The organism is Pseudomonas vranovensis (assembly GCF_040438935.1).
Taxonomy (GTDB): domain Bacteria; phylum Pseudomonadota; class Gammaproteobacteria; order Pseudomonadales; family Pseudomonadaceae; genus Aquipseudomonas; species Aquipseudomonas vranovensis.
Genome location: NZ_CP159259.1, coordinates 300,864 through 327,861, shown reverse-complemented (window position 1 = coordinate 327,861; position 26,998 = coordinate 300,864). Strand labels below are relative to the sequence as shown.

The 26,998-nt window shown below is 62.9% G+C and carries 24 protein-coding genes; 15 read left to right on the top strand and 9 right to left on the bottom strand.

What is annotated here, in order from left to right; translation table 11 throughout:
• Positions 1-68 precede the first annotated feature (68 nt).
• Both ABVN19_RS01560 and ABVN19_RS01555 read left to right on the top strand, forming a co-directional pair.
• A complete protein-coding gene (locus ABVN19_RS01560; protein WP_353632787.1) occupies positions 69-650 on the top strand; it encodes an AraC family transcriptional regulator in 582 nt (193 codons plus the stop codon).
• Positions 577-999, top strand: coding sequence for a helix-turn-helix domain-containing protein (locus ABVN19_RS01555; protein ID WP_353632786.1), 423 nt, complete (start codon positions 577-579; stop codon positions 997-999). Before ABVN19_RS01560 ends, ABVN19_RS01555 begins: the two co-directional genes overlap by 74 nt.
• A 114-nt stretch (positions 1,000-1,113) precedes the next feature.
• Here ABVN19_RS01555 and ABVN19_RS01550 read toward each other — a convergent pair whose 3' ends face one another.
• Entirely contained in the window at positions 1,114-2,550 is a 1,437-nt protein-coding gene (locus tag ABVN19_RS01550) for an aldehyde dehydrogenase family protein (protein WP_028943385.1), read from the bottom strand.
• Entirely contained in the window at positions 2,550-4,187 is a 1,638-nt protein-coding gene (locus ABVN19_RS01545; RefSeq protein ID WP_105641943.1) for a 5-guanidino-2-oxopentanoate decarboxylase, read from the bottom strand. The genes ABVN19_RS01550 and ABVN19_RS01545 overlap by 1 nt, the downstream gene beginning before the upstream one ends.
• A 114-nt stretch (positions 4,188-4,301) precedes the next feature.
• Here ABVN19_RS01545 and ABVN19_RS01540 point away from each other — a divergent pair, with 114 nt between their 5' ends.
• Positions 4,302-5,204 carry a LysR substrate-binding domain-containing protein gene (locus tag ABVN19_RS01540; RefSeq protein ID WP_028943383.1) on the top strand — a complete coding sequence of 301 codons (903 nt, stop codon included), beginning with the start codon at positions 4,302-4,304 and terminating at the stop codon, positions 5,202-5,204.
• Positions 5,205-5,208: 4 nt separating this feature from the next.
• Here ABVN19_RS01540 and ABVN19_RS01535 read toward each other — a convergent pair whose 3' ends face one another.
• Both ABVN19_RS01535 and ABVN19_RS01530 read right to left on the bottom strand, forming a co-directional pair.
• Complete coding sequence (locus ABVN19_RS01535) at positions 5,209-5,856, bottom strand: NAD(P)-dependent oxidoreductase (protein WP_051270504.1); 648 nt, start codon at positions 5,854-5,856, stop codon at positions 5,209-5,211.
• Positions 5,857-5,886: 30 nt separating this feature from the next.
• On the bottom strand, positions 5,887-6,771 hold the full coding sequence (locus ABVN19_RS01530; RefSeq protein WP_105641942.1) for an MBL fold metallo-hydrolase: 885 nt from the start codon (positions 6,769-6,771) through the stop codon (positions 5,887-5,889).
• 102 nt (positions 6,772-6,873) lie between these two features.
• Here ABVN19_RS01530 and ABVN19_RS01525 point away from each other — a divergent pair, with 102 nt between their 5' ends.
• The 3 genes from ABVN19_RS01525 to ABVN19_RS01515 all read left to right on the top strand — a co-directional run bounded on the left by ABVN19_RS01525 (position 6,874) and on the right by ABVN19_RS01515 (position 9,583).
• A complete protein-coding gene (locus ABVN19_RS01525) occupies positions 6,874-7,782 on the top strand; it encodes a LysR family transcriptional regulator (protein WP_353632785.1) in 909 nt (302 codons plus the stop codon).
• 71 nt (positions 7,783-7,853) lie between these two features.
• Positions 7,854-8,027, top strand: a complete 174-nt coding sequence (locus ABVN19_RS01520) for a hypothetical protein (RefSeq protein ID WP_167332102.1) — start codon at positions 7,854-7,856, stop codon at positions 8,025-8,027.
• 98 nt (positions 8,028-8,125) lie between these two features.
• Positions 8,126-9,583, top strand: a complete 1,458-nt coding sequence (locus tag ABVN19_RS01515) for an MDR family MFS transporter (RefSeq protein ID WP_028943380.1) — start codon at positions 8,126-8,128, stop codon at positions 9,581-9,583.
• Between the two features lie 50 nt (positions 9,584-9,633).
• Here the strand turns inward: ABVN19_RS01515 and ABVN19_RS01510 are convergent, their stop codons facing one another.
• Positions 9,634-10,266, bottom strand: a complete 633-nt coding sequence (locus tag ABVN19_RS01510; protein WP_028943379.1) for a TetR family transcriptional regulator — start codon at positions 10,264-10,266, stop codon at positions 9,634-9,636.
• 257 nt (positions 10,267-10,523) lie between these two features.
• Here ABVN19_RS01510 and ABVN19_RS01505 point away from each other — a divergent pair, with 257 nt between their 5' ends.
• The 4 genes from ABVN19_RS01505 (at position 10,524) to ABVN19_RS01490 (ending at position 17,833) form a co-directional block, all read left to right on the top strand.
• Complete coding sequence (locus ABVN19_RS01505) at positions 10,524-11,675, top strand: efflux RND transporter periplasmic adaptor subunit (RefSeq protein WP_105641940.1); 1,152 nt, start codon at positions 10,524-10,526, stop codon at positions 11,673-11,675.
• A 3-nt stretch (positions 11,676-11,678) separates the two neighbouring features.
• Positions 11,679-14,831: an efflux RND transporter permease subunit gene (locus ABVN19_RS01500; protein WP_028943377.1), complete on the top strand. Its 3,153-nt coding sequence runs from the start codon at positions 11,679-11,681 to the stop codon at positions 14,829-14,831.
• Positions 14,828-16,282, top strand: coding sequence for an AdeC/AdeK/OprM family multidrug efflux complex outer membrane factor (gene adeC / locus ABVN19_RS01495; protein ID WP_028943376.1), 1,455 nt, complete (start codon positions 14,828-14,830; stop codon positions 16,280-16,282). The genes ABVN19_RS01500 and adeC overlap by 4 nt, the downstream gene beginning before the upstream one ends.
• 297 nt (positions 16,283-16,579) lie before the next feature.
• A complete protein-coding gene (locus ABVN19_RS01490) occupies positions 16,580-17,833 on the top strand; it encodes an OprD family porin (RefSeq protein WP_105641939.1) in 1,254 nt (417 codons plus the stop codon).
• Between the two features lie 41 nt (positions 17,834-17,874).
• On the opposite strand, the gene ABVN19_RS01485 is transcribed toward ABVN19_RS01490, so the two are convergent.
• Positions 17,875-18,780, bottom strand: coding sequence for a TauD/TfdA family dioxygenase (locus ABVN19_RS01485; protein ID WP_028943374.1), 906 nt, complete (start codon positions 18,778-18,780; stop codon positions 17,875-17,877).
• Between the two features lie 182 nt (positions 18,781-18,962).
• On the opposite strand from ABVN19_RS01485, the gene ABVN19_RS01480 reads away from it, so the two are divergent.
• Positions 18,963-19,889 (top strand): LysR family transcriptional regulator, encoded by a 927-nt coding sequence (locus ABVN19_RS01480; RefSeq protein WP_028943373.1) that lies wholly within the window; start codon positions 18,963-18,965, stop codon positions 19,887-19,889.
• On the opposite strand, the gene ABVN19_RS01475 is transcribed toward ABVN19_RS01480, so the two are convergent.
• A complete protein-coding gene (locus tag ABVN19_RS01475) occupies positions 19,846-20,892 on the bottom strand; it encodes an ABC transporter substrate-binding protein (protein ID WP_028943372.1) in 1,047 nt (348 codons plus the stop codon). The two genes, ABVN19_RS01480 and ABVN19_RS01475, sit on opposite strands and share 44 nt — an antisense overlap.
• 277 nt (positions 20,893-21,169) lie before the next feature.
• Between ABVN19_RS01475 and ABVN19_RS01470 the strand changes: the two genes are divergently transcribed.
• The 4 genes from ABVN19_RS01470 to ABVN19_RS01455 are packed head-to-tail and all read left to right on the top strand — an operon-like array spanning position 21,170 to position 25,755.
• Positions 21,170-22,765 (top strand): ABC transporter permease subunit, encoded by a 1,596-nt coding sequence (locus tag ABVN19_RS01470; protein WP_028943371.1) that lies wholly within the window; start codon positions 21,170-21,172, stop codon positions 22,763-22,765.
• Positions 22,762-23,586 carry an ABC transporter ATP-binding protein gene (locus ABVN19_RS01465; protein WP_105641938.1) on the top strand — a complete coding sequence of 275 codons (825 nt, stop codon included), beginning with the start codon at positions 22,762-22,764 and terminating at the stop codon, positions 23,584-23,586. Before ABVN19_RS01470 ends, ABVN19_RS01465 begins: the two co-directional genes overlap by 4 nt.
• Before the next feature lie 9 nt (positions 23,587-23,595).
• Positions 23,596-25,197, top strand: a complete 1,602-nt coding sequence (locus ABVN19_RS01460) for an arylsulfatase (RefSeq protein ID WP_353632784.1) — start codon at positions 23,596-23,598, stop codon at positions 25,195-25,197.
• A 57-nt stretch (positions 25,198-25,254) separates the two neighbouring features.
• Positions 25,255-25,755 (top strand): Mpo1-like protein, encoded by a 501-nt coding sequence (locus ABVN19_RS01455; RefSeq protein ID WP_105641936.1) that lies wholly within the window; start codon positions 25,255-25,257, stop codon positions 25,753-25,755.
• 48 nt (positions 25,756-25,803) lie between these two features.
• Here ABVN19_RS01455 and pcaC read toward each other — a convergent pair whose 3' ends face one another.
• Together pcaC and pcaD are read right to left on the bottom strand one after the other, a co-directional pair.
• Positions 25,804-26,196, bottom strand: coding sequence for a 4-carboxymuconolactone decarboxylase (gene pcaC / locus ABVN19_RS01450; RefSeq protein WP_028943367.1), 393 nt, complete (start codon positions 26,194-26,196; stop codon positions 25,804-25,806).
• A 10-nt stretch (positions 26,197-26,206) separates the two neighbouring features.
• On the bottom strand, positions 26,207-26,998 hold the full coding sequence (pcaD, locus tag ABVN19_RS01445; protein WP_028943366.1) for a 3-oxoadipate enol-lactonase: 792 nt from the start codon (positions 26,996-26,998) through the stop codon (positions 26,207-26,209).

Sequence of the window (26,998 nt, the reverse complement as noted above, 5' to 3'; positions counted from 1 at the left end):
CAGCATCCGGCTAGCGTCACTGCTTGCACAAACCTATGCTGCACAGGTTCTAATCCGGAATCGCCGCCATGAACACTGCCACCCCTGACCGCCAGATCCTCGATCCTGCCCTGGAGCAGCAACGCCAGGAGCTGGCTGATCTGGTACGTCGTCACGCACCGCGCGCCGCCAACGTCGAATCGGCAATTGAAGACTTGTACGTGGTGCAATACACCGAAAGCGTGCGTTCGATGCCGGCCCTGGCCGAGCCCGCCCTGTGCATCCTGGCCCATGGCAGCAAAGAGATTTGCCTGGGCGATGAGCGCTACGTCTACGACCCGTTGCACTACATGGTGCTGTCGGTGGCATTGCCGATCAGTGGCGTATTGCTGGAGGCCAGCCCGGAGAACCCGAGCCTTGGCGTGCGGATGAACATTGATCCGGCACAGATCAACAACCTGATCGCCGAGGCCGGCCCGATGGGCGTGCCCGGCACTCCCATCGGGCCGGGGCTTGTATGTGGAGCGTACCGACCCGCAGTTGCTCGATGCCTTGCTGCGCTTGATCCGCCTGCTGGATACGCCCAAGGATATCGCGGTGCTGGCGCCGCTGATTCGCCGCGAAATTCTTTACCGCCTGTTGCGCGGGCCGCAGGGTTACCGGCTGTATGAGATTGCCATGTCCAACAGCCAGACCCATCGGGTGTGCCAGGCCATCGAATGGCTGAACCAGCATTTTCATCGCCCGCTGCGCATCGACGACCTGGCCCGGGAAGTGAACCTGAGCAGCTCGACCCTGCACCACCGCTTCAAGGCGGTCACCTCCATGAGCCCGCTGCAGTACCAGAAACAGCTGCGCCTGCAAGAGGCGCGGCGGTTGATGCTCAACGATGGCCTGGAAGCGGCGGTGGCCGGGTATCGGGTGGGGTACGAGAGCCCGTCGCAGTTCAGCCGCGAGTACAGCCGGCTGTACGGCGCGCCGCCAGTACGCGACCTGGCGCGCCTGCGCAGCACCCTGTAGGAGCGGCGGTGCGACGTCTCGACTTGCCCCGCGAAGGGCCGGCACATCCAACCCATCTGCTACGACCTGGCATTCGCTATCGCGGGGCAAGCCCGCTCCTACAGTGCGAACCGCTTAAACCGCCCTCACCACATGCTTGATCTCCTGGAACGCGCTCAGCCCCCAAGGCCCAAGCTCCCGCCCGATGCTGCTCTGCTTGTAACCACCCCAGGCCGTCTGCGGGAAGATCACCTGCGGTGCGTTGATCCACACAAGCCCCGCCTGCAAGGCATTGGCCACACGCTCGGCGGCCACCAGATCGTTGCTGATCACACTGGCCACCAGGCCAAATTCGCTGTCATTGGCCAGGGCAACAGCCTCGGCTTCATTGGCAACCGGCCGCACACAAAGCACCGGGCCAAAGATCTCCTGGCGCCACAGTGCGCTGTCCAGCGGCACATCGGTGAACACCGTAGGGCTGATGAAATAGCCGCAGGGTAGATCCAGCGGACGCGCGCCACCGCACAGCAACCGGGCACCGGACTCCAGGCCCGCCGCGATATGCCCTTGCACGCGCTGGTACTGCAACGCGTTCACCAGAGGACCCATTTCATGTTCGCCCGTGAACGGCTCACCGACCCTGATCATCTCGGTACGCGTTTTCAAACGGGCGATAAAATCCGGGTACAAGGCCTCGGCGACCAGCACCCGGCTGGTCGCCGAGCACATTTGCCCAGCGTTGAAAAAGCCGCCCAGGCAAGCCAGTTCAACCGCCAGTTCAAGGTCGGCCTCCGCCAGCACCAGCAATGAGGATTTGCCGCCCAGTTCCAGGCTCACGCCCTTGATGGTTTCAGCGGCGCGTTGCATCACCTGCACCCCTACCGCGTTGCTGCCGGTAAACGAAATCTTCGCGATGCGCGGGTCCGCCGCCAGCGGTACACCTACGGCGATACCGGTGCCACACACCAAGTTGAACACGCCCTCCGGCAAACCGGCCTCGGCAATGATGCCCGCCAGCTCCAACTCTGCCAGCGGGGTGACTTCCGACGGCTTGAGTACCACACAGCAGCCAGCTGCCAAGGCAGGCGCCAGCTTCCAGGCGGTGGTGACCATGGGGAAGTTCCACGGCACGATCAGCCCCACGACACCGCAAGGCTCGCGCCGCAGGCGGGCGACAAAGTCATCGCTGGGCAGTGCCACCGCGCTGTCCTGTCCGGCATCCAGACCATCGGCCAGTTCGGCGTAGTAGCGGAAGGTGGCGATCACATCGTCGACATCCATCTGCGCTTCGGCCTGCGGTTTGCCATTGTTGCTGGCCTGCAGAAACACCAATCGCTCACGGCGTTGCTCGACACCCTCGGCGATGGTCCGCAACACCTTGGCGCGCTCGGCGCCGCTGCTGCCCGACCAGGCACCGAAAGCTGCCCAAGCCGCCGCCGTGGCGCGATCCACGGCGGCCCCATCTCCGCCATGCACTTCAGCCAGCAACTGCTCGTTGCTCGGATTGATCACCATCAGCGGATGCGACCCGTGTTGCCATACACCGTCAATGAAAAGGCCTGGCAGCTTCATCATGCTTGCACCGCCTGCTGCCACTGCTGCTGGTTGATTTCGATCAGGCTCGGCCCCTTGCGGTCGCAAGCCTGGCGCAGCGCTTCACGCAACGACTCGACGCCCGCCACAGTCTCGGCTGCGCAGCCCAGCGCCTTGGCGACACCAATGAAGTCCGGGGTATGAATGTCCACGCCCACCGGTTCAATGGCGCGGTTGACCATGTACTTCTTGATTTCCTCGTAGCCCTGGTTGTTCCACAGCAGCACGATCAGTGGCACCTGTGCTTCGGTGGCACTGGCCAGCTCAGGCAGGGTGAACTGCAGGCCGCCATCGCCGATCAGGCAGACCACCGGCGCTCGCTCATTGATAGCTTCGGCACTGCCCAGCCAGGCCCCCATGGCCGCCGGCAAGGCATAACCCAGGGTGCCGTAACCGGTCGAGGCATTGAACCAGCGACGTGGCTGGTCCATGTCCAGGGTCAGGTTGCCGGTGTAGACCGGCTGGGTCGAGTCGCCGATCAGGATCGCGCCCGGCAGGGTGTCGAGCAGCGTCTTGAGCATGCGCGTCTGGCTGTGCATCGGCAGGTCCCAGTCTGCCAGCAGCGTTGCACGCAGGCGCTCGGCACGACTGGCGCCCCATTCATTGCCGCGCACTGGCGCCGGCAGTTCGGCCAGGGCCACCAGCAAGGCCTGGGTCGCGACCGTGGCGTCGGCCACCAGGGCAATTTCTGGTGGGTAGTTGCGCACCGTCTGGTCTGGGTCGATATCGATACGCAGCAAACGGCCAGGTATTTCGAAACCGCCCTTGAAGGTGACGTCGTAATCGGTTTCACCAAGCTCGGTACCGATTGCCAGCACCACGTCCGCCTCGGCCACCAGGGCACGCGTGGCCACCAGCGACTGGGTCGAGCCGATTTGCAGCGGATGGCTCGAAGGCAGCACACCCTTGGCGTTGATGGTCAAGGCCACCGGTGCCTGCAGGTACTCGGCCAGACGGGTCAGCGCCGAGCTGGCGTCAATGGCGCCGCCACCGGCCAGGATCAGCGGTCGACGTGCGCCAGCCAGCAAGGCCGCCATTTGCGCTACCGGAGCCGGTGCGGCGCCTGCACGGGCAACGCGTACCGGTGCGCAGGCCAGCAGGTGGTCAGCGTCTTCGACAAGTACATCCAGGGGAATCTCGATATGCACCGGACGCGGCCGGGCACCGTCGAATACGGCGAAGGCGCGGGCCAGCACCATGGGCAGGTCATCGGCGCTCATCAGCGTATGCGAGAAGGCCGCGACACCGGCCACCATGCTGCCCTGGGCCGGCAGCTCGTGCAGCTTGCCGCGCCCGCCACCCAGTGCATTGCGCGACTGCACGCTGGAAATCACCAGCATCGGGATCGAGTCGGCGTAGGCCTGGCCCATGGCGGTGGTGATGTTGGTCATGCCAGGACCGGTAATGATGAAGCACACACCCGGCTTGCCACGGGTGCGGGCATAACCGTCAGCCATGAATCCTGCACCTTGCTCATGGCGCGGGGTGATATGCCGGATGGAAGATCGCGCCAACCCCCGGTAGAGTTCGACGGTATGCACGCCGGGAATTCCGAAGACATGGTCCACGCCATAGCCTTCAAGGAGTTTGACCAGTACTTCGCCGCAAGTCGCCATGTTCGTGTGCCTGTCGTTGTGCTGAAAACAGGCTTTATTGGACCGCCGCAACGCTACCGGCACAATGCATAAAAGCTCATACTAGCCATGTCTACAGATCATGGCTGACTCCCAATGAAACGCCTCCCGCCCCTGCCCGCCCTGCACACCTTCCTGGTCACTGCCCAGTGCTGCAACTTCACCCGCGCAGCACAACTGCTGCACATTACTCAGGGGGCCGTCAGCCGCCAGATCGCCGGGCTCGAAGATCACCTCGGCTATGCCCTGTTCCTGCGCCAGGCGCGCGGCTTGAGCCTGACCCGTGAAGGCCAGGACTGGCTGCCACGGGTCCAGCAGGTGTTCGCACTGATCGAGGAAGGCGTGCAGCAGGTCGGCGTGCGCAGCGCTACCTTGCAGCTCAAGGCGCCCACTTGCGTAATGCGCTGGCTGTTGCCACGGCTGATGGAGTGGCAAGCGTTACGCCCGGAGGTACCGGTGGAACTGACCACCACGGTGCAGCATGGTGTGGATTTTCGGCGGGAAGTGTTCGATGCCGCCGTGGTGTATGGCGCGGCGCCCAATCATGGCTTGCACAAGATGAAGCTGTTCGATGAGCAACTGACGCCGGTGTGTGCGCCGCAATTGCTGGCTGGCCCCCTGCCCTTGGGGCAGCTGGCGGACCTGGAGCAGCATATGTTGCTGCACCCGACACGCGATCAGCACGACTGGAACGTCTGGCTCGGTGCAGCCGGTGCTCACCTGGCTGGACATGGCAAGAACCAGCATTTCGAGACCCTGGACATGGCCATGTCCATGGCCTCGCAGGGCACCGGCGTAGCGATTGGTGACTGGTCGCTGATTGGTGATGACCTGCGCTGTGGGCGGCTTGTGACGCCCTTCCCGCTAAAAGTGTGTACGGGGCAGGCCTACTACCTGGTCCGCCCGCAAGGCTCGGCGTCGCCGGCCCTGCAGGAATTGCTCGACTGGCTGTGTGAGCAGGCCGCTGTGGGAGCGGGCTTGCCCTACGAGGCGCTGTGACAGGTTAAACGCTATCGCGGGGCAAGCCCGCTCCCACAGCCGCTCCTACCGTGAAACGCTGGCGCGAATGGGCTGGCTTTTCCACCTCATCGAGCATGGCGATGGCGTAGTCGGCAAAACTGATCCAGCTCTTGCCGTCGGCCCCCATCAGCAAGTGGTCCTTGCCGGTGTTGTAGTTGCCGGTGCGTGGCCCTTCAACGAACTCGGCCGAGGGTGACAGAAAGGTCCAGTCCAGCTCCTTTTCCTGACGCAAGGTGTCGAGGTAATGCCCACCAGCAGTGGCTTCGGCCTTGTAGGCTTCAGGGAAATCCGGGCTATCAATGACCTTGTGCCCCGACGGCAACAACAGGCTACCCGCCCCGCCCACCACCAGCAGGCGCTTGACCCCGGCCTTCTTCACCGGTTCGATGATTGCCTGGGGCTTGATGCTGGAAAAATGCGCCGCACTGAGCACCACGTCATGCCCAGCCAGCGCCTGCTCCAGCCCCACGGCATCGCTGACATCCAGCGCCACGGTCTTCACCCCTTCACGGCCCTGCAGTTTCGACGGATCACGGGCGATGGCAGTGACACGGTGACCACGACGCAGCGCTTCTTCCAACAATTGGCTGCCGGCACGCCCGGTCGCCCCGATGATTGCGATGTTGCTCATGAAACACCTCCAGTCAGAATTGAATGTTGCCTACCACTTCATCTCGCCCTTGGCGACCTTGGCGCTGAGCTCCAGCGAGCTCGCTTCACCCAGGTCCGGGTAGCGCTTTTTCATTGCTGCAATCAACTCGGCGGCATTGCCGGCCTTGGCGGATTCTTGGTCGAACGCGCGGATGTAGCTGGCGGTGAAGTGCACCGCTTCAAGCGACTCGCCGGGCTGTCCCAGATAGTGTCCCGGCACCACCACCTGCGGTTTGAGCTGTTCTATGCGCGCAAGGGTCGCCAGCCAGTCCTTGTGCGACTGCACCGTCTGGGTGTCGGCCATCCACACGTGAAGGTTCTGCGCGACCACCACACCGCCGACAACCGCCTTGATCGAGGGAATCCAGACGAAGCTGCGATCCGGCTGTGGGCCATCGAGACCGATCACTTCCAACTGTTGCCCTTCAAGCGCCAGTCGATTGCCATCCATCACGTCCGGCACCACTAGCCTGGTCGGTTTGTCGGCTCCCATCTGCGGGCCCCAGTACGCCAGCTTGGCGTTCATGGTTTGCTTGATGTGCGCCACCGTTGCCGCCGAAGACACGACCCTGGCTTGAGGATAGGCGTCGGTCAGGGTCTGCAAGCCGAAGTAATAGTCCGGATCGCCATGGCTGACATAGATGGTGGTCAGTTGCTTGCCGCTGGCCTGCAGCCTGGCCAGAACTTGCTCCGCCTGGGCTTTGCCGAACTGGGCATCGACAAGAATGGCGTCGTGCTTGCCACTGACGATCACCGAGCTGACCGGGAACAAGGCATCCGTACCCGGGTTATAGACATCCAGTTGCAGCAGCTGCCCGGCAGCATTGGCCTGAGCCAACGCACCCAAGGTGGCGAAAGCCAGCAGCAAGCGGCGAAAGGAGAATGAACGACGCATCAGGCAATTCCTGTGGGTGGGCTTGAGCAACAGCTTAGTTGCACGAACCGATACAAAAAATGCGATGCTTTGACATAGTTTATTTCTGAAATCGGGCAAATCATGGATCGTCTGACCGCAATGCGGGTCTTCGTCAGCGTGGTGGACCTGGGCAGCCAATCGGCGGCGGCTGAGCATCTGGACCTTTCACGGCCCGTGGTTTCGCGCTATCTGGCAGAGCTTGAAGACTGGGTCGGGGCCCGCCTGATGCAGCGCACCACCCGCCGCCTGAGCCTGACCGCCGCCGGCCAGGAAACCTTGCCGCGCTGCCGGCAGATGCTGGAACTGGCGGGCGACCTGCAAGCCGCAGTGAGCGCGCCAAATGATGCCCCGCGGGGCGAGTTGCGCATCAGTGTCAGCACTTCGTTTGGCCAGGCGCAATTGATGGATGCACTGGCCGACTACGTCAAACGCTACCCTGGGGTGAAGATCGACCTGCAGATGCTCGATCGCACGGTCAACCTGGTGGACGAACGCATCGATCTGGCCATCCGCACCAGCAACGACCTTGATCCCAACCTGATCGCCCGCCGCCTGAGCGTCTGCCGCTCGGTGATCTGCGCCTCCCCTGCCTACCTGCGCGAACACCCGGTTCCAGAGCAGGTCCAGGACCTTGCCCGGCACAATTGCCTGACCCACTCCTACTTCGGCCGCAGCCTCTGGCATTTCGACGTGGAAGGCGAAGTGGTGTCGGTGCCGGTGCAGGGCAACATCAGCGCCAACGAGGCCATGACGCTGCAGCGTGCGGCGCTGGCCAGCGCCGGCATTGCCATGCTGCCCACCTATCAGACCGCCGCCGCCCTGCGTAGTGGCGAACTGGTTCTCTTGCTGCCCAAGGCCCGCCCGCAGGAACTGAACCTGACCGCCGTCTACACCTCCCGCAAGCACATGCCGGCCACCTTGCGCAGCATGCTCGACTTTCTCTCCGAGCGTTTTACCGCCGAGCCGGAATGGGACCGCGATCTGCTCTAGACCGGGCACTGCTGGCAAAGCTGGCCTATGCTTTCAATAGCACCTGTGTGCTGTTGAAAGAGGTGAGCATCATGGGCCTCAAATCCAGAAAATGCGCCGTGGTCTTTGCCATCGTCTCGGTGGTCGGGCTCTACTCCGCAGCCGCCTATCGCGTCGAACAGGCTCGCCATCAGCCAAATTCGGCAGCCAGTTGCAGCCTCGCCCATTGCGTGCCGCACACCGCAACCCTGAGCGCCCTGAGGTAACACCGGGGCAGACGCTTAGCAAGCTATCGAGTACACTGGCCAGCACTCACTTCCACAGCAATGAGCCTGTGGAACAACCCTGCCTTCAGAGCTGGCCTGTGACGCAACTCAATACCCCGCAACCCCTCCTGCGCAGTGTGCTTGTCGCCCTGATGCTGGCGATTTTCCTTGGCGCGCTGGACCAGACTATCGTCGCCGTGTCGATGCCGGCGATCTCCGCGCAATTCAACGATGTCGGCCTCCTGGCCTGGGTGATCTCTGGCTACATGGTCGCGATGACCGTGGCCGTGCCGATCTATGGCAAGCTCGGTGACCTGTATGGCAGGCGGCGGATGATCCTCACCGGTACCGCGCTGTTCACCCTGGCGTCGCTGTTCTGCGCAGTTGCCCAGAACATGGAGCAACTGGTGCTGGCGCGGGTACTGCAAGGGATTGGTGCCGGCGGCATGGTTTCGGTCAGCCAGGCAATCATCGGCGACTTCGTGCCGCCACGGGAGCGCGGTCGCTACCAGGGTTATTTCAGCAGCATGTATGCGCTTGCCAGTGTCACGGGCCCGGTATTGGGCGGGTATTTGACCGAGTACCTGTCATGGCGCGGGGTGTTCTGGTTGAACCTGCCGCTGGGCCTGGTGGCTTGGTGGGTGACCCGACGTGCGCTGCGAACCCTGGTGGTGCCGCAAGGTCGGGCGCGGGTCGACTACGTTGGCGCCGCCCTGCTGATTTTTGGTCTGAGCAGTTTGCTGCTGGGCATCACCCTGATCGGTCAGGGCCACCCCTGGTACTCCTCACAAGTGGCGAGCCTGCTGCTCTGCGCCCTGCTCGGCCTTTCTGTATTCGTGCTTCACGAACGCCGTGCGCCCGAGCCTTTGCTGCCACTGAAGTTGTTCTCCAACCCCGTCGCCACCCTGTGCTGGTGCACCATTTTCTTCACCAGTTTCCAGGCCATCTCCCTGACGATGCTGATGCCGCTGCGCTACCAGAGCATTACCGGCGCAGGCGCCGACAGCGCGGCCCTGCACCTGCTACCGCTGGCCATCGGCTTGCCGATCGGTGCCTATTGCGGGGGGCGCCTCACCAGTTTCACCGGTCGCTTCAAACCACAGATACTGGGGGGTGCGTTGATGATGCCATTTGCCATTGTCGGCATGGCGTTCACGCCCCCCCAAGCCGCCTGGCTCAGTGGCCTGTTCATGATCCTGACCGGAATTGCCTCGGGCTTGCAGTTCCCCACCTCGCTGGTGGCGACCCAGAGCGCGGTGGAGCCGCGGGATATCGGCGTGGCCACCAGCACCACCAACCTGTTCCGCTCACTGGGCGGTGCCATGGGCGTGGCATGCATGTCGGCACTGTTGCTGGCGATGTTGCAGGATGGCGGCCTGAGCCTGGCTGGGGATGCACTGCTCGGCAGCCTCAAGGCGGGCGAGCCGAGCCTGCAGATACAGGAAGAGCTGACGATGACGTTCCGCAATCTGTTGCTCGGCAGTGCAATGGTCTCGCTGCTCGGGCTGGCAGCGGCATTGGCGTTACCGGATAGGCAATTGCGAGGTCGCCAGTAGGAAATGAGTGAAGGCCGTGGAAACAATTCATCACAAACCTTCACAAAGTGTCATTTGCGCAAGGAAGGACTCAAGCGCAGCATATCCAGCCCAGTATCGACCCACTGCTCCGCTTCACCCAAGAGGTCGAAACTTTCCGGCAGCAACAGCCAGCGGCGAATCAGGCCATCAATATAGAAGTAGATCGCCATCGCCGCACGATCCGGATCTACATCGGCGGGCAGTTGCCCGCGCTTCACTGCATTGCCCAGCGACAACGCGATATGGGCATGACATTCCACCGTCGAGGTCTGCCGTTGCTGGCGAATCTCGCACATATCGTCGGTGAACTCGCACTTGTGATGCAGAATTTCATTGATTCGCCGGGTTTTCGGGTCAAGCACCATCTGGTGCATCAGCTGGACCAGCAACTTGCGCATGCAGCCAAGCGGATCAAGCTCCTCTTCGCTTTCACTGGCCCGGGCAAGGGCGTCGAGCGGCTCGTGCAGGCTGTCGAGCATGGCTTCGACCAGCTCGGCCTTGTCGTTGAAATGCCAATAGATGGCACCACGGGTAACGCCGGCAAGCTTGGCGATATCCGCCAATGTGGTTCGCGCGACGCCGCGCTTGTAGAAGGCCTTTTCCGCAGCTTCGAGAATCTGGGCGCGGGTTTCCTGGGCTTCTTCTTTGGTTCGACGGACCATGGCAGTACGACCTCATCAAAACCCGGGGACATGCACGAGCACCCGGGGGCTGAGCCGGATCAACTTTTTACAGGTTGTTACCGGTTAAATTCTGGGCTTGCGACGACATGGGGCATCGCCTGCAAGGTATTTACAAACAACCATGAATGTAAGTATATTCCTTAGCAAGCTATTTATCCACACGACAACTTTTTTTCTATTCGCATCCTTTCCATTTATTCTTGAGCGTCTTCAGCTCTTGCGACCCGAGGATCTTCATGCAATTCAAGCCAGCTGTTACCGCTCTGGTATCCGCCGTCGCCCTGGCAACACTGCTCAGCGGCTGTAAAAAGGAAGAGGCCGCGCCAGAAGCGCAAACTCCTCAGGTCGGCGTCGTCACCCTGCAAACCCAAGCCTATACCCTCACCTCCGATCTTCCGGGGCGTACCACTGCCTACCGGATCGCCGAAGTGCGTCCGCAGGTCAATGGCATCATCCTCAAGCGCCTGTTCAAGGAAGGCACCGAGGTCAAGGAGGGCCAGCAGCTCTACCAGATCGACCCTTCGGTGTACGAAGCGACCCTGGCCAGCGCCCAGGCCAACCTGCAATCGACCCGTTCGCTGTCCGAGCGCTACAAGCAGCTGGTGGCCGAACAGGCGGTCAGCCGCCAGGAATACGACGACGCACAAGCCAAACGTTTGCAGGCTGAAGCCTCACTGCGCAGCGCCCAGATCGACCTGCGCTACACCAAGGTCCTGGCGCCACTGAGCGGCCGTATCGGTCGCTCCGCAGTTACCGAAGGCGCACTGGTGAACAACGGCCAGGCCGATGCCATGGCGGTGATCCAGCAGCTTGACCCGATCTATGTAGACGTCACCCAGTCTTCGGCCGAGCTGCTCAAGCTGCGCCGTGAACTGGAAAGCGGCCAGTTGCAGAAAGTCGGTGAAAACGCCGCCAAGGTCACCTTGACCCTGGAAGATGGCAGCACCTACCGCCAGGAAGGTCGCCTGGAGTTCTCCGAAGTGTCGGTCGACCCGACCACCGGTTCCGTGACCCTGCGCGCCGTGTTCCCGAACCCCGAGCACAACCTGCTGCCGGGCATGTTCGTCCACGCGCGACTGAAAGCCGGTGTCAACGCCCAGGCGATCCTCGCCCCGCAACAAGGCGTGACCCGCGACCTGAAGGGCCAGCCAACCGCCTTGATCGTCAACCAGCAGAACAAGGTCGAGCTGCGCCAGCTCAAGGCCACGCGTACCGTCGGTAGCGACTGGCTGATCACCGAAGGCCTGAACGCCGGTGACCGGGTGATCACCGAAGGCTTGCAGTTCGTCAAGCCAGGTGTCGAGGTCAAGGTCAGCGAAGCCACCAACGTCAAGCCTGCTCAGCCAACCCAGGCCAATGCAAAGACTGCAGGGGCCAAAGGGGAGTAAACCATGTCGAGATTTTTTATCGATCGCCCGATCTTTGCTTGGGTGATCGCCTTGGTGATCATGCTGGTCGGCGCCTTGTCGATCCTGAAGTTGCCGATCAACCAGTACCCCAGCATTGCTCCGCCGGCCATCGCCATTGCCGTGACCTATCCGGGCGCCTCGGCGCAGACCGTGCAGGACACTGTGGTACAGGTGATCGAGCAGCAGCTCAACGGTATCGACAACTTGCGTTATGTATCGTCGGAAAGTAACTCCGACGGCAGCATGACCATCACCGCGACCTTCGAGCAGGGGACCAACCCCGACACCGCCCAGGTCCAGGTGCAGAACAAGCTGAACCTGGCCACCCCGCTGCTGCCGCAAGAAGTACAGCAGCAGGGTATCCGCGTGACCAAGGCAGTGAAGAACTTCCTGCTGGTGATCGGCCTGGTATCCGAAGACGGCAGCATGTCCAAGGACGACCTGGCCAACTACATCGTGTCTAACATGCAGGACCCGATCTCGCGTACCGCGGGTGTCGGTGACTTCCAGGTCTTCGGTGCCCAGTACGCGATGCGGATCTGGCTCGATCCGGCCAAGCTGAACAAGTTCCAGCTGACTCCGGTCGATGTACGCACCGCCGTGGCGGCGCAGAACGTCCAGGTGTCGTCCGGTCAGCTCGGCGGCCTGCCTGCCCTGCCCGGCCAGCAACTGAACGCCACCATCATCGGCAAGACCCGTCTGCAGACCGCCGAGCAGTTCGAAAAGATCCTGCTCAAGGTCAACCGCGACGGCTCGCAAGTGCGCCTGAAGGATGTCGCCACTGTAGCGCTTGGCGGTGAAAACTACGCCGTCAGCGCCCAGTTCAACGGCAAGCCGGCGTCGGGTCTGGCGGTCAAGCTGGCAACCGGGGCCAACGCCCTGGACACCGCCAAAGCCCTGCGCAAGACCATCAGTGACCTCGAGCCCTTCTTCCCTGAAGGCATGAAAGCGGTGTTCCCGTACGACACCACGCCAGTGGTAACCGAGTCGATCAGCGGAGTAATCCACACCCTGATCGAAGCGATCGTGCTGGTGTTCCTGGTGATGTACCTGTTCCTGCAGAACTTCCGCGCCACCATCATCACCACCATGACCGTGCCTGTGGTACTGCTCGGCACCTTCGGCATCCTGGCCGCGGCGGGCTTCAGTATCAACACCCTGACCATGTTCGGCATGGTGCTGGCGATCGGCTTGCTGGTGGACGATGCCATCGTCGTGGTGGAGAACGTCGAGCGGGTAATGGCCGAAGAAGGCCTGTCACCCAAGGAAGCGACGAAGAAATCCATGGGCCAGATCCAGGGCGCCCTGGTCGGTATCGCCCTGGTACTGTCGGCAGTACTGCTGCCGATGGCGTTCTTCGGCGGCTCCACCGGGGTGATCTACAAGCAGTTCTCGATCACCATCGTGTCGGCCATGGCCCTGTCGGTGATCGTTGCGCTGATCTTCACCCCGGCCCTGTGCGCCACCATGCTCAAGCCGATTCCGAAGGGTGAGCATGGCACGCCCAAGCGCGGCTTCTTCGGCTGGTTCAACCGCAACTTCGACCGCAGCGTCAAAAGCTACGAGCGTGGCGTGGGCAACATCCTGCGTCACAAGGCACCGTACCTGCTGGCCTACTTGCTGATCATGGTCGGCATGATCTGGCTGTTCATGCGCATCCCTACCGCGTTCCTTCCCGAGGAAGACCAGGGCGTACTCTTCGCCCAGGTGCAGACCCCGGCCGGCTCCAGTGCCGAGCGGACCCAAGTGGTGATCGATGAAATGCGTGCCTACCTGCTCGACAAGGAAGCCGATACCGTGGCCTCCGTGTTCACCGTGAACGGCTTCAACTTCGCCGGCCGCGGCCAGAGCTCGGGCATGGCCTTCATCATGCTCAAACCGTGGGGCGAGCGTTCTGCCGAGAACAACGTGTTCAACCTGGCCGCCCGTGCCCAGCAGCACTTCTTCAGCTTCCGCGACGCGATGGTGTTTGCCTTTGCCCCGCCTGCGGTACTGGAACTGGGTAACGCCACCGGTTTCGACGTATTCCTGCAAGACCGTGCCGGTGTCGGCCACGACAAGCTGATGGAAGCGCGCAACCAGTTCCTCGGCCTGGCCGCTCAAAGCAAGATCCTCTCGGCAGTACGTCCGAACGGCCTGAACGATGAACCGCAGTACCAGCTGACCGTCGACGACGAACGCGCCAGTGCCCTGGGCGTGACCATTGCCGACATCAACAACACCCTGTCGATTGCCCTGGGTGCCAGCTACGTCAACGACTTCATCGACCGCGGTCGGGTCAAGAAGGTGTACATCCAGGGTGAGCCCGGCTCACGCATGAGCCCGGAAGACCTGCAGAAGTGGTACGTGCGCAACGCTGCCGGCGAGATGGTGCCGTTCTCCTCCTTCGCCACCGGCGAGTGGATCTACGGTGCACCGAAGCTGTCGCGTTACAACGGTGTAGAAGCCATGGAAATCCTCGGTGCGCCAGCCCCTGGCTACAGTACCGGTGAAGCCATGCTCGAAGTCGAGCGTATCGCCGCGCAATTGCCGGCGGGTATCGGCTACTCGTGGACCGGCCTGTCGTACGAGGAGCGCCTGTCGGGCTCCCAGGCGCCGGCGCTGTATGCCTTGTCGCTGCTGATGGTGTTCCTGTGTCTGGCGGCGCTGTATGAAAGCTGGTCGATTCCGATCGCGGTCATGCTCGTGGTACCGCTGGGGATCATCGGTGCCCTGCTGGCTACCAGCCTGCGTGGCCTGTCCAACGACGTGTACTTCCAGGTGGGGCTGTTGACCACCATTGGTCTGGCGGCGAAGAACGCGATTCTGATCGTGGAATTTGCCAAGGAACTGCACGAGCAGGGCCGCAGCCTGATCGATGCGGCCATCGAAGCCTGCCGGATGCGTCTGCGGCCGATCATCATGACCTCGCTGGCGTTCATCCTGGGCGTGGTACCGTTGGCTATCTCCAGCGGTGCGGGCTCGGGCAGCCAGCATGCGATCGGTACCGGGGTAATCGGCGGCATGCTGACCGCCACCGTACTGGCCATCTTCTGGGTACCGCTGTTCTTCGTTACCGTGTCGTCACTGTTCGGCAGCAAAAAGCCGGAAGAAGACGCCACACCTGAAACTCCACGCTATGAGGCTGGGCAATGAGTAAGTCCCTGTTGTCCCTGGCGGTAACCGCTTTCATTCTTGGCGGCTGCTCGCTGATCCCTGACTACCAGACCCCGGACTCGCCGGTGGCCGCGCAGTGGCCGCAAGGCCCTGCCTATTCGCCGACCGAGTCGGCGGATGTGGCTGCCGCCGAGCAGGGCTGGCGTCAGTTCTTCCATGACCCGGCGCTGCAGCAGTTGATCCAGACCTCGCTGGTCAACAACCGCGACCTTCGGGTCGCGGCACTGAACATCGATGCCTACCGGGCGCAGTACCGCATCCAGCGGGCCGACCTGTTCCCGGCAGTCAGCGCCAACGGCAGTGGCAGCCGCCAGCGGATGCCGGCCAACCTGTCGCAGACCGGTGATTCCGAGATCACCAGCCAGTACTCGGCCACCCTCGGGGTGAGCGCCTACGAGCTGGACCTGTTCGGCCGGGTACGCAGCCTTACCGAGCAGCAACTGGAAATCTACCTGTCCAGCGAAGAGGCCCGGCGCTCTACCCAGATCAGCCTGGTGGCCAGCGTGGCCAACGCCTACTTCACTTGGCAGGCCGACCAGGCCCTGCTCAAGCTGACCGAAGACACCCTAAAGACCTACGAGGAAAGCTATGCGCTGACCTTGCGCAGCAACGAAGTGGGTGTGGCTTCTGCCCTGGACTTGAGCCAGGCGCGTACCTCGGTTGAAGGTGCCCGGGTCAAACTGGCCCAGTACCAGCGCCTGGTCGCCCAGGACCTGAACAGCCTGACCGTGCTGGTCGGTACCGGCCTGCCGGCCGACCTGCCTGCTGCGCGCAGCCTCGACAGCGATGTACTGGCTGAAGTACCTGCCGGCATGCCGTCCGAGGTACTGCAACGTCGTCCGGACATCCAGGAAGCCGAGCATCTGCTCAAGGCCGCCAACGCCAACATCGGTGCGGCCCGTGCAGCGTTCTTCCCGAGCATCAGCCTGACTGCCAACGCCGGGACCCTGAGCCCGGACATGGACGGGCTGTTCAAGGGCGGTTCGGGCACCTGGTTGTTCCAGCCGCAGATCAACCTGCCGATCTTCAACGCCGGTGCCCTGCGCGCCAGCCTTGACTACTCGAAGATCCAGAAGGACATCAACGTCGCGAAGTACGAGAAAACCATCCAGACCGCCTTCCAGGAAGTCTCCGATGGCCTCGCCGCGCGCAAGACCTTCAACGATCAGCTGCAGGCCCAACGCGACCTGGTCGCCGCCAACCAGGACTACTACCGCCTGGCCGAGCGTCGCTACCGCATTGGTGTCGACAGCAACCTGACCTTCCTCGACGCCCAGCGTCAGCTGTTCAACACCCAGCAGGCGTTGATCAGCGATCGTCTGTCGCAGCTGGTCAGCGAGGTCAACCTGTACAAGGCCCTCGGCGGCGGCTGGTACGAGCAGACCGGTCAGGCGCAGCAGCAGGCAGCAGTCGATACGCCAAAAGGCTGATTCTGGCTTGTGGTTCAGGAGCCCACCCTTGCGGTGGGCTTTTTTATGTCTTCGCAAGGCAAGCCCGCCCCCACAGGAGCGAACGTGCCTCGCGATGTTTCCAAAACTAACCAACCAGTTAGTGTTCGATTATCGCCCAACTCCGGCTGTAACGAATTGATTCACCCCCGCCCGCCACCGCACCATCCTTTCGCAGCTACTCCTACGTTTCTACCCCAAGATCGTTGCCCGGCCTGTGACCGTTAACCGTCACAGCGGATGGCTTCGGCTTACATAAAAACAAGAGACACAGACAACATGACTGCACTCCCACCCGCACGACACCTGCTTCCCGGCTTGCTGGCCATGACTTGCGCCCTGCCCGTCTTCGCGGCCGACGGTGGTTTTGTCGAAGACGCCAAGGCCAGCCTCAACCTGCGCAACTTCTACATCAACCGCAATTTCGTCGACCCCGCCAACCCTCAGGGCAAGGCCGAGGAATGGACCCAGAGCTTCATCCTCGATGCCCGCTCCGGCTTCACCCAGGGCGTGGTCGGCTTCGGCGTGGATGTACTGGGCTTGTACTCGGTCAAGCTCGATGGCGGCCGGGGCACGGCTAACACCAACCTGCTGCCGGTACATGACGACGGTCGCCCGGCCGATGACTTCGGCCGCCTGGGCGTGGCGCTCAAGGCCAAGGTATCGAACACCGAGCTGAAGGTGGGTGAATGGATGCCGGTGCTACCAATCCTGCGCTCGGACGACGGCCGCTCGCTGCCACAGACTTTCCGCGGCGGGCAGATCACCTCCCAGGAAATCGCCGGCCTGACCCTGTATGCCGGCCAGTTCCGCGGCAACAGCCCGCGCAACGATGCGAGCATGGAAGACATGTCGATGAACGGCCGGGCGGCCTTCACGTCCGACCGGTTCAACTTTGCCGGCGGCGAATACAGCTTCAACGACAAGCGCACGCAGATCGGCCTGTGGAATGCCGAGCTCAAAGACATCTACAACCAGCAGTTCATCAACCTGATCCACACCCAGCCGCTGGGCGACTGGACCCTGGGCGCCAACCTTGGCTACTTCCTTGGCAAGGAAGACGGCGCAGCCCGCGCAGGCGACCTCGACAACCGCACCGCCTCGGCGCTGCTCTCGGCCCGCTATGGCGCCAGCACCTTCTACGTCGGCCTGCAGAAAGTCAGCGGCGACGACGCTTGGATGCGGGTCAACGGTACCAGCGGCGGTACCCTGGCCAACGACAGCTACAACTCGAGCTTCGACAACGCCCAGGAGCGCTCGTGGCAGGTGCGTTACGACTTCAACTTTGCCGGGGTTGGCGTGCCGGGCCTGACCTTGATGAACCGCTACATCAGCGGTGACAACGTGCACACCGGCGCGATCACCGATGGCAAGGAATGGGCGCGGGAGTCAGAGCTGGCCTATGTGATCCAGTCCGGCGCCCTGAAGAACCTCTCGTTCAAATGGCGCAACTCGACCATGCGCCGGGACTACAGCAGCAACGCCTTTGATGAGAACCGCCTCATCGTCAGCTATCCGATCAGCATTCTGTGAAACCATCGCGGGGCAAGTCTCGACTTGCCCCGCAATCGCTATCAGACCCCGCGCGTCGTCCGGCTCCGCTGCCCAGTCACGCCCACCGGGACATCCCCTTGCAAGGTCACCCGACGCACCACCCGCCCCTGGGTGCCATAGTCATCCACCGCGTAATGCTGGGTGGCGCGGTTGTCCCAGATCGCCACGTCACCGGCCTGCCACCGCCAGCGCACGGTGTTCTCCAGGCGGGTAACGTGGCTTTGCAGAAGGCTGAACAGGTGAGTGGAATCGAACTGCGAGTAGCCCTTCAGGCGCTTGACGAAGTGGCCCAGCAGCAGGGTTTTCTCACCACTGACCGGGTGTACCCGCACCACAGGGTGTTCAGTTTCATACACCGTGGAGGTGAAGATTCGGCGATAGCTCTCCTGCTGCTCCAGGGTGACATTCGGCTTGGCCGCCGCGTAGTCGTACTCGTTGCTGTGTACCGCCCACAGCTGATCGGCCAGTGCCTGCAATTCGGCAGGCAAGTCCTGATAGGCCGTCGCCGTGTTGGCCCATACGGTGTCGCCACCCGACTCGGGCGCCACCACCGAACGCAGGATCGAAGCCTTGGGATAGGCATCCACGAAGGTCACATCGGTGTGCCAGGAGTTGGCCCGGCGCCCTTCACCGCCGTCCAGCTCCAGCAGGAAACGGGTGCCTTCGCGCACCGGCACGGTGGGGTGGGCAATCGGCTCGCCGAGCAAGTGGGCAAAGGCTTCCTGCCCCTGGTCATCGAGGTGATGCTGGGCGCGGAAGAAGATGACCTTGTGCTGTACCAGCGCGGCCTGGATGGCCTCGATCACGGCAGGTTCAAGGTCGGCGCTCAACTGCACCCCACGGATCTCGGCACCGATGCGTCCGGCGACCGGGTGGATGTCCAGCGCGTGGCTGACGGGTGCTACGGCGCGTGCGGCATTGCTCATGGTATGACCCTCGTCTGGCTGCTTTGCGAATAGTGCCGATGGAACACTTGCGCTATCTATATGCAAATAAGCTCTAACAAATTTGCAAGTGCTTCATTGACGGAATAAGAGCTTGCATTTAAAACCTGAGCCTTCGTGGCGGCAAATACCTTCGCCGTATTTTTGGAATGCCGGGAAAGCATATGGATCTTCGCCAACTGCGTTACTTCATCGCCCTCAACGAACACCGCAGTTTTGTCCGCGCGGCCGACGCCATGGGCATCACCCAGCCAGCCTTCAGCCGCAGCATCCAAGGCCTGGAGCAAGAGTTCGGATGTGTACTGGTGGATCGCGGCAACAAGGACCTGCGCCCGACCCCGGAAGGCCAGGTGGTACTGCAGCACGCCTTGCGCCTGGTGCAGGGCGCAGCCTTGCTCAACAGCGAAGTCCTGCAGATGACCAAACTCGACGCCGGCGAATTGCACTTCGGCTGCGGCCCGGCACCTGCCGAGCATCTGGTGCCCCGGGCGCTGGCGCAGTTTCTCGACGCCCACCCCAAGGTGCGTACCAGCCTTGAAGTCGATAACTGGGAAAAGCTCAGCCGAGCCTTGAACCGTGAGGAAATCGAGTTCTTCGTCGCGGACATCCGCCAGTTCGAGGCCGACCCCAACTTCCACACCTTGCCGCTGAGCCCCCGTCGCGGGCTGTTTTTCTGCCGGCCGGGGCATCCCTTGCTGGCCAAGGACAGCCTGTCGACCAACGACATGTTCGACTACCCCTTGGCCACCACGCTGATCCCGCCCGGCGTGCGCAAGCTCCTGGCCAATCTCAGCGGCAAGACTGACTTCACTGCGCAACTGCAAACCGAGCACCTGCCAACCCTTGTACGCCGGGTATTAGGCAGTGATGCCATCGGTATTGGTACCGAGGAAGCCTTTGCCGACGACATCCAGCAGGGTCGCCTGATACGCCTGCACTGGCGCAACCTGCCGGCCAACCTGGATAGCCTCAACGCCCGCTGCGGCATTGTCAGCCGCAGCGGTTATCGCCTGTCGCCAGCAGCGAAGGCCATGATCGACACCCTGATCAGCCTCGATCAGCAGCCAGCGCTGCAGGTGCTGGCCGGATAGCCTGGGGCGCCAGCCACTGGGCAACTTTGAACGGCTTGCGGATCAAGCGTTGCTCGGCGGCCAGGTCGATCGATGCCTGCAACTGATCGAGGAACGGCTGGTCCAGGCTCGAGCGGAAGGTGTGCTTGAGTGGCTCATCCTGCAAGTCACGCTCGAGGATCACTTTCGGATAACTCGCCAACCCTGATACCAGCTGGATATAGGCCTCTTTGTTGGCCTCGTGGCTCAACCATTGCACAGCCTGCTGCTGGGCATCGAGCAGGCGCTGGACCAGCTCGGGATGCGCATCGACAAAGGCGCCCGCCCCCACCAGCACCGCCTGGATGCTGCCGGCACCGCCCAGGTCGCGGGTGTTGAGCGGCAGATCGGCAAGGCCGCGGGCCTGCAGGGCCGTCAACCCCGACAGCCCCCAGGTGGCATCGATCTGCCGGGCGGCCAGGGCGGCGACGGCCGCGTTGAAGTCCAGGTTGATCACCTTCAGGTCCTTCTCGCTCAAGCCCTGGCTGGCCAGGGCAGCATCGAACGACAGCTGGCTGGCAGTGCCACGGAAGATCGCCACGCGCTTGCCCTTGAGATCCTGCAAGGTCTTGATGTCACTGCCGGGCACCACGCCCAGGTAGTGCTTGATGCCGCGCCCGGTAGCCGACAAAAGGCGGGTATCGACGCCATTGGCCTTGCCGATGATGGCGGCCAGATCGCCCAGGTAGGCAAAGTCCACCTGGCCGTTGGCGAAGGCTTCGTTGATCACCGGGCCCGCGCCCTTGAAGTAGTTCCACTGGATGGTGATGCCGTCGGCAGCAAAGGCCTTTTCCAGCAACTGCTGGTTGCGCAGCACATCACTGATTCCGCCCCCCGAATTTTGCGTACCCGCACTCAGGTCCGGCACGGCAATGCGGATTTCCCGCACGGCACTGGCCTGGGCCAGCGGCGGTAGCCATCCGACCACGGCAGCCAGGGCGGGGGCGGCAAACAGACTGAAAACACGGTTGATCGACAGGTTCATGGCACGCGCTCCTTGTAGTGGTACGGCCACGCTAACCACATCCTGAAGCTGCAAATAAATACTATTAAATTACAATTTAATAATTAATTAGCATAAGAGGGCTGCCACGGGGCTTGCGCCCAACCATGCCTGTGGCACACGAAAAATATGCTTCAAATGCATTGGATACGGCGCTTTCCAGCTGTTTTAAATGCACATTCTTATGAGTTATTCGCATTGATATTGATAATTGTATACCTGAAAGGAATATACAAATTTCAATCCACGGAGGTCCGCCATGGCCCGAGCATCATTATCCAGCCCCTCGTTGAGCACACCTGCTCCGCCACCGAGCGGGGCCGGCACATGGCCCTGGGCGCGGCTGCAGGCCTGGTACCTGCCATTGGGGCTGGCGCTGCTATGGTGGCTGGCCAGCCGCAACCACTGGATGAGCGAGCAGATACTGCCTGCGCCCAGCCTGGTCTGGCAGAGCGCACTGGAGCTGGCCCATGGCGAACTCTGGTCACACCTGGCAATCAGCCTGCAACGCTTACTGCTCGGCCTGGTGGCTGGGGTCACCAGCGGTGCGGTGCTGGGTGCCTGGCTGGGTTTCAGCCGCCGCGCCGAGCGCCTGGTAATGCCTACTTTCAACGCCCTGGCACAGATCCCGACCCTCGCCTGGGTGCCGCTGTTCATGGTGTTGTTCGGCATTGGCGAGCTGCTCAAGCTAGTGGTGCTGGTCAAAGCGATCATCGTCCCAGTCACTCTGCATACCCTAGTTGGCGTGCGTGACGCCCAGCCGCGCCTGCGTGAGGCGGCGGCAGTGCTCAGGCTGCCAGGACCTCTGCTGATCACCCGGCTGATCCTGCCGGCGGCCTTGCCCGCCTTTCTTGCCGGAGTACGCCTGGCGCTGGCCACCGGCTGGTCCTCGTTGCTGGCAGTCGAGCTGCTCGCCTCCAGTGAAGGCATCGGCTACCTGATGGTTTGGGCGCGCCAGCTGTTCATGCTCGATATCGTCTTCGTCTGCATCGTGGTGATCGGGCTGCTTGGCTATGCCATGGACCGTGGCCTGGGCTGGTTGGATCGGCGCCTGGTGCATTGGCCGCATCCGCCCGGGGCGCAACTGCGAGGGCAACAGCTGCAAGGCGCGGAGCGGCTGCATGCGCTGGTGCTACCCCTGGGGTTGTTGCTGCTCTGGCAGTTGGCCAACCAATTGCAGTGGGTTGATGCACAGATCCTGGTCGCCCCCTGGCAAGTGCTGACCACCGCCTGGTACGGCGTGCTCGACGGCTCGCTCAGCTCAGCCCTGGTGGTCAGCGTCGGCCGCGCCCTGGGCGGGTTGCTGCTGGGCGGCGGCCTGGGCTTTGTCCTGGGCCTGTGGCTGGGGTTGTCGCACCCTGCCGAACGCGTGCTCGGCCCTACCCTGGCCGGGGTTCGGCAGATCGCAATCTTTGCCTGGGTGCCGTTGCTCACCGCCTGGTTCGGTCTGGGCGAGCTGGCCAAGTGGGTATTTGTCGGGCTGGCCGCCTTCTTCCCCCTGTTCATCGCTACCCAGCGCAGTGTCGCCAACCGCTCCGCGCAACTGGATGAGGCCGCCCGGGTGCTGCACCTGAACCTGCGCCAGCGCTTGCTGCAGCTGGTGCTGCCAGGGGCGGCACCGGGGATTTTCGCCGGCCTGCGCGTGGGCTTGATCTATGCCTGGCTCGGCACCATCGGCGCCGAATACTTCATGCCCTCCGGTGGCGGCATCGGCAGCCTGATGATCGGCGCCCAGCAGTTGTTGCGCATGGACTTGATCATGGCCGGGATGCTTCTGGTCGGCCTCACCGGCGCACTGTTGGGCGCCCTCGGACAACACATCGAATCGCGTGCCACACGCTGGAGACGAGCATGAACGCCATTGCCCATCCTTTGGTCAGCTTCAATCAGGTCGGTAAACACTTTGCGGTGGCCGGCGGCGAGCTGGAAGCCATCCGCGACTTCAACCTGCAGATCGCCGACGGCGAGTTCGTCGCCATCGTCGGCGCCAGCGGCTGTGGCAAATCCACCCTGCTGCGCCTATTGATCGGCCTGGACAGCGACTACCAGGGGCAGATCCTGATCGACGGCCAGCCGCTGACCGGCATCGGTCGCGAGCGCGGCATCGTATTCCAGGAGCATCGCCTGTTTCCCTGGCTGACGGTGCGGGAAAACATCGCCCTGGGCCTGGTCAACGAACCCTTGAGCACAGCGCAGCGTGAACAACGCATTACCCACTACATCGCCCTGGTCGGGCTTGAGGACTTCAGCCAGGCCTACCCGCACCAACTCTCTGGCGGCATGGCCCAACGGGTGGCGATTGCCCGTGGCCTGGTGGCCAGCCCGCGCATCCTGCTGCTCGACGAACCCTTCGGCGCCCTCGATGCCCTGACCCGCCAGCAGATGCAGGAAGAGCTGCTGGCGATCCGCGAACGGGCGCGTATCACCACCCTGCTGGTGACCCACGACGTCGAGGAAGCACTGTTCCTGGCCGATCGCGTGGTGGTACTCGAACCGCGCCCCGGCCGCATCAAGCAGATCCACAGCATCGACCTGCCCCACCCGCGCCAGCGCTCAAGCCTGGCATTCCATCGCCTGCGCGAAGCACTGCTGCACCAACTCACCGCCGACGACCGCTACCTGCCGGCCGCGCCGGTCCAGATCCACAACCTGCCCCTCTCCTACCTTGCCTACTGAGAACCGACCATGAGCCAACGCCCCAACTTTCTGGTCATCGTTGCCGATGACCTGGGATTCTCCGACCTCGGCGCCTTCGGTGGCGAAATCGCCACGCCGAACCTCGATGCCCTGGCCAACGCCGGCCTGCGCCTGACTGACTTCCATACCGCGCCGACCTGCTCGCCAACCCGTTCGATGCTGCTCACCGGCACCGACCACCATATCGCCGGCATCGGTACCATGGCCGAAGCCCTGACCCCGGAGCTAATCGGCAAGCCCGGCTACGAAGGCCATCTGAACGACCGTGTGGTGGCCCTCCCGGAACTGCTGCGCGAAGCCGGCTACCAGACGCTGATGAGCGGCAAGTGGCACCTGGGCCTGAAAGCGGAACTGGCGCCCCATGCGCGCGGCTTCGAACGATCCTTTGCCCTGCTGCCGGGCGCGGCCAACCACTACGGCTTCGAGCCGACCTACGACGAGCAGACCCCGCGCCTGCTCAAGTCCACGCCTGCGCTGTACATCGAAGACGAAACCTTCGTCGAGCAACTGCCCGAAGGGTTCTATTCCTCGGACGCCTTCGGCGACAAGCTGCTCGAGTACCTCAAGGAGCGCGACCAAAGCCGGCCGTTCTTCGCCTACCTGCCCTTCTCGGCTCCGCACTGGCCACTGCAGGCGCCAGCCGAGGTGGTCGCTCGCTACAAGGGGCGCTATAACGCCGGCCCCGAAGTGCTGCGTCAGGAACGCCTGGAAAAACTCCGCCAACTGGGCCTGATCGCTGCCGACACGCGCGCCCACCCGGTCGACAACCACTGGCAAAGCCTCAACGACGAACAGCGTCAGCGATCGGCACGCTCGATGGAGGTCTACGCGGCCATGGTCGAGCGCATGGACTGGAACATCGGCCGGGTACTGGACTATTTGCGCAACCAGGGCCAGTTGGACAACACCCTGGTGCTGTTCATGTCCGACAACGGTGCCGAAGGGGCGCTGCTCGAAGCCTTCCCCAAGTTCGGCCCGCACCTGGCCAGCTACCTGGACCAGCACTACGACAACAGCCTGGAGAACATCGGTCGCGCCAACTCCTACGTCTGGTATGGCCCGCAGTGGGCGCAGGCGGCCACGGCGCCTTCGCGGCTGTTCAAGGCCTTCACCAGCGAAGGGGGGATTCGGGTACCGGCACTGGTGCATTACCCGGCCCTGGCGCGCCAAGGGCAGATCAGCCATCAGTTCAGCACGGTGATGGACATTACCCCGACCCTGCTGGACCTCGCCGGTGTACGTCACCCCGGGAAACGCTGGCGTGGTCGTGACGTTGCCCCATTGCGCGGCAAATCGTGGCTGGGCTACCTGTCGGGTGAAACCGAGCAGGTGCATGACGAAAACACCGTGACCGGCTGGGAGCTGTTCGGCCGCCGGGCCATTCGCCAGGGCCAATGGAAGGCCGTGTACATTCCCGGCCCGGTGGGGCCGGCCACCTGGCAACTGTATGATCTGGCCAGAGACCCGGGCGAAATCGACGACCTGGCGCAGGCCCAACCGGCCAAGCTGCAAGCGCTGCTGGGCGAGTGGCAGAAATACGTCGAAGAAACCGGAGTGATCCTCAGCGAGTCACCGTTCCAGCCGGACTAGCTGGCAGGCTATCCTGAGGGGAGTGAGGCCTGCCCACTCCCAACAGGAGGAACAATAATGAAAACCCTGGTCGAACACCTCAGCCAATACGCCGCCTACCACCGGGATACACGCAACATCGTCACCCACTTTGTCGGTATCCCGATGATCGTGGTGGCGGTCACGGTGCTGCTGTCGCGCCCAGGGGTCGCCATCGCGGGCATGTGGCTGTCGCCCGCCTTGCTGCTGGCATTGGCATCGGCCTGGTTTTACCTGCGCCTGGACCAACGCTTCGGCCTGATCATGGCCTTGCTGCTGGGCTTGTGCCTGTGGGCCGGGCAGGCCCTGGCCGTGCAGAGCACGCTGGTGTGGCTCAGTGCGGGGCTCGGATTGTTTGTGGTGGGCTGGGTGATCCAGTTTGTAGGGCATTACTACGAAGGGCGCAAACCGGCCTTTGTCGATGATGTCAGCGGGCTGATCATCGGGCCGTTGTTCGTGGTGGCGGAACTGGCATTCTTGCTGGGGCTGTGCCCTGAATTGAAGCAGGCTGTGGAGCGCAATGCCGGGCCTGTGGTTTGACAGCCCGCGCCTACCAGCCGGTAGGCGCGGGCCTGCCCCGCGATGGCCTCAGCCCCGCGACTCAACCCCCAACTCATCCCACACCGACTCCGCCAGGTGGAAGGTGGCATTGGCCGCCGGAATACCGCAGTAGATTGCGCTCTGCATCAGCACTTCCTTGATCTCTTCGCGGGTTACGCCGTTGTTGGCGGCCGCGCGCAAGTGCAGCTTGAGCTCCTCGTTGCGGTTCATGCCGATCAGCATGGCGATGGTGATCAGGCTGCGCGTATGCCGCGACAAACCCGGGCGGGTCCAGATATCGCCCCAGGCATGACGGGTGATCATCTCCTGGAACTCACCGTTGAACGCGGTGAGGTTGCTCAGGCTGCGATCGACATGGGCATCGCCCAGTACCGCACGACGCACCTTCATACCCTCTTCGTAGCGTTGTTTCTCGTCCACGGGATGCTCCTCAGCGGGCCAGCAGAAAGTCGATCACACGGCGGCTGAACGGCTCGCCCACTTCGACGTTGGACAAGTGCGCGGCATGGAATTCAGCGTACTCGGCACCCTCCACGTTCTCCTGGATGAACAGCCCGCCCGACGGCGGCGTGACCGCGTCATGACTGCCCGACACCACCAGCAACGGCACCTTGATTTCGCCCAGTTGATCGCGAAAATCGGCATCGCGCACTGCACCGCAGTTGGCCGCATAGCCTTCTGGCGAGGTGGCGGCGAGCATGTCGGTGATGCGTTTGGCCTGATCCGGATTGGTCGAGGAATAGCCCGGGGTGAACCAGCGCTCGATCGAGGCATCGCGCAAACCGACCATCGCCGCCTGGCGATCACGCAGGACCATTTCAATACGCGGGTTCCAGGTATCTGGCGAGCCGATCTTGGCGGCGGTGTTGCAAACGACCAGGCGATTCAAGCGCTCGCCGGCATTGATGCCCAGCCACTGACCGATCAGCCCGCCCATGGACAAGCCGCAGAAATGCGCGCGTTCGATCTTCAGCGCGTCGAGCAGCGCCAGTACGTCCTGGCCCAGTTGCTCGATGCTGTACGGTCCATCGGTCACCAGCGAACCGCCATGGCCACGGGTGTCGTAGCGCAGCACACGAAAGTGCGCGGTAAAGGCCGGCACCTGGGTGTCCCACATGTGCAGGTCGGTGCCCAGCGAGTTGGACAGCACCAGCACCGGCGCGCCTTCAGGCCCGTCGAGTTGGTAGTTGAGTGCGCCATCGGCGAGTTGTACCTGTGCCAC